This window comes from Rhizobacter sp. P3_B12 (assembly GCF_056402895.1).
Window position 1 is genome coordinate 1 of the sequence record NZ_JBFUGN010000739.1, and the last position, 3167, is coordinate 3167.

Below are 3167 nucleotides of genomic sequence, written 5' to 3' on the forward strand. Positions count from 1 at the left end.
CAGCATGCTCGCCGGCCTGATCGCCCTCTACTTCTGTCTGGGCTGACGGGGGAGGCACGCCAGTGCCTCGGGGCTGGGTCATCCACGCCGGTACAATCTCGTTTTTAATACCCGGTGATTCACATGTCGTCTGCTTGGCTCCTGCCCGAGCACATTGCCGACGTCCTGCCTGCGCAGGCACGGCGCATCGAGGATCTGCGTCGAGACCTGCTCGACGGGGCTCGCAGCTACGGCTTCGAACTGGTGATGCCGCCGCTGCTGGAGCACATCGAATCGCTGCTGTCGGGCACCGGCCGCGAACTCGACCTGAAGACCTTCAAGCTGATCGACCAGCTCAGCGGCCGCACGATCGGCGTGCGGGCCGACACCACGCCACAGGTCGCGCGCATCGATGCGCATCTGCTGAACCGCCAGGGCGTGGCCCGGCTGTGCTACTGCGGACCCGTCCTGCACACCCGCCCGTCCGGTGTGAACGTGACGCGCGAGCCGTTGCAGTTCGGTGCCGAGATCTACGGGCACCGCGGCCTCGAGGCCGACCTCGAGATCCAGGAGCTCGCGCTCGACCTGCTGCAGCGCGCCGGTGCGAACCAGCTGACGCTCGACATGGGCGACGCACGCATCGTGCGGGCCCTGCTGGCCGGCAGCGGTCTGCCCGCGCCGGCGGTGGCCGCGCTCTATGCCGCGCTCGCCGCGAAGGACCAACCCACCGTGGCCGAGCTCACGGCGTCGCTGCCCGAGCCGTCGCGCAGCGGCTTGCTGGCGCTGCTGCGGCTGTACGGCGGCGAAGAGGTGCTGGCGGCCGCCCGCACGCAATTGCCCGCGCTGCCGCTGATCACCGCGGCGCTCGACGACCTGCAGTGGCTCACGCAGCACCTGAAACAGGCGCACTCCGGGGTGCGCATCGGCTTCGACCTGGCCGATCTCGGCGGCTACGACTACTACAGCGGCGCGCGCTTCGCGGTGTATGCCGCCGGCTCCAGCGACGCGGTGGCGCGTGGCGGGCGCTACGACGAGGTCGGCGCGGTGTTCGGCCGCACCCGGCCGGCGGTCGGCTTCAGCCTGATCGACCTGAAGGAGCTGGTGCTGATCGCGCCGCCGCGGGCGATGCGGGCGGCGATCCGCGCGCCCTGGGGCGAGGATGCAGCGCTGCGCGCCGCGATCCGGCAACTGAGGGAGCAGGGCGAGYCGGTCGTCTGCATCCTGCCGGGGCATGAACACGAGGGCCAGGAATTCGACTGCGACCGCGAGCTGGTCGCGCAGGCCGGCCAGTGGCAGGTGCGAGCGCTCTGACGCCGCCTGCCGATCCACCCATTCGAGACATTGGACAGGACAGACATGGAACAGACACGCGGCGGCCACAACGTGGTCGTGGTCGGCACCCAGTGGGGCGACGAAGGCAAGGGCAAGGTGGTGGACTGGCTGACCGACCACGCGCAGGCGGTGGTGCGCTTCCAGGGCGGCCACAACGCCGGCCACACGCTGGTGATCAAGGGCGTCAAGACGGCGCTGCAGCTGATCCCGTCGGGCATCATGCGCGAGGGCGTGGCCTGCTACATCGGCAATGGCGTGGTCGTCGATCCGGTGCACCTGCTCGGCGAGATCGAGCGCCTGGAAGCCATCGGGCTCGAGGTGCGTTCGCGCCTGTTCATCAGCGAATCCTGCCCGCTGATCCTGCCGTTCCACGTCGAGGTCGACAAGGCGCGCGAGGCGCTGCGCGAGACCAGCGGCGCCGGCAAGATCGGCACCACCGGCAAGGGGATCGGCCCGGCCTATGAAGACAAGGTCGCGCGCCGCGCGCTGCGCGTGCAGGACCTGAAGCACCCCGAGCGCTTCGCGAAGAAGCTGCGCGAGCTGCTGGAGCTGCACAACTTCGCGCTGGGCGGCTACCTGAAGTCGAAGCCGCTGGAGTTCCAGCCGATCTACGACCTGGCGATGAAGGTCGCCGAGCAGCTCAAGCCGATGCTGGCCGACGTGGGCTACACGCTGTTCATGAAGCACCGCGAGGGCGCCAACATCCTGTTCGAGGGCGCGCAGGGCACGCTGCTCGACATCGACCACGGCACCTACCCGTACGTGACCTCCAGCAACTGCGTCGCCGGCAACGCGGCGGCGGGCGCAGGCGTCGGGCCGGACCTGCTGCACTACATCCTCGGCATCACGAAGGCGTACACCACGCGCGTGGGCAGCGGCCCGTTCCCGACCGAGCTCGACATGAACGAGCCCGGCACGGTCGGCCATCACCTGTCGACCGTCGGCCAGGAGCGCGGCACCGTCACCGGCCGCCCGCGCCGCTGCGGCTGGCTCGATGCCGCGCTGCTGAAGCGCTCGATGATCATCAACGGCATCTCGGGCCTGTGCATCACCAAGCTCGATGTACTGGACGGCCTGCCGGAGATCAAGGTCTGCGTCGGCTACGAACTGAACGGCAAGCGCATCGACATCCTGCCGCTGGATGCCGACGACATCGTGGCCTGCAAGCCGATCTACGACACCTTCCCGGGCTGGACCGAGCRCACCGCCGGCATCACGCAATGGGATGCGCTGCCGCTGAACGCGCGGCGCTACCTCGAACGCGTGCAGGAGTTCATCGGGCGGCCGATCGACATGGTGTCGACCGGTCCCGACCGCGAGCACACCATCCTGCTGCGCCACCCCTATCAAGCCTGACGCCTGGAGCCTTTGAACATGCTGACCGACGACGGCAAACACCTCTACGTGTCCTGGGACGAGTACCACATGCTGATCGAGCGCCTGGCGCTCAAGGTGCATGCCTCGGGCTGGGAGTTCGACCAGATCCTGTGCCTGGCGCGCGGCGGAATGCGACCGGGCGACGTGCTGTCGCGCGTGTTCGACAAGCCGCTGGGCATCATGTCGACGAGCTCGTACCGCGCCGAGGCCGGCACCATCCAGGGCCGGCTCGACATGGCGAAGTACATCACCCTGCCGAAGGGCGAGCTCGCCGGGCGCGTGCTGCTGGTCGACGACCTGGCGGATTCGGGCGTCACGCTGCGTGCGGTGGTCGACCGGCTGCGCGGCATGCCGGCGATCGCCGAACTGCGCTCGGCGGTGATCTGGACCAAGGGCGTGTCGAGCTACACGCCGGACTACTACGTCGAACTGCTGCCGACGAGCCCGTGGATCCACCAGCCGTTCGAGGAGTACGACGA

3 protein-coding genes are annotated in these 3167 nt (G+C 68.9%); all 3 read left to right on the plus strand.

Going from position 1 to position 3167, the window contains the following annotated elements:
* Positions 1–123 precede the first annotated feature (123 nt).
* Positions 124–1290: an ATP phosphoribosyltransferase regulatory subunit gene (locus AC1D01_RS27200; RefSeq protein ID WP_477871934.1), complete on the plus strand. Its 1167-nt coding sequence runs from the start codon at positions 124–126 to the stop codon at positions 1288–1290.
* Positions 1291–1335: 45 nt separating this feature from the next.
* Entirely contained in the window at positions 1336–2667 is a 1332-nt protein-coding gene (locus tag AC1D01_RS27205; protein WP_477871936.1) for an adenylosuccinate synthase, read from the plus strand.
* 18 nt (positions 2668–2685) lie between these two features.
* Positions 2686–3167, plus strand: a 482-nt coding sequence (locus AC1D01_RS27210; protein WP_477871938.1) for a phosphoribosyltransferase, incomplete at its 3' end; no start/stop codon positions are given.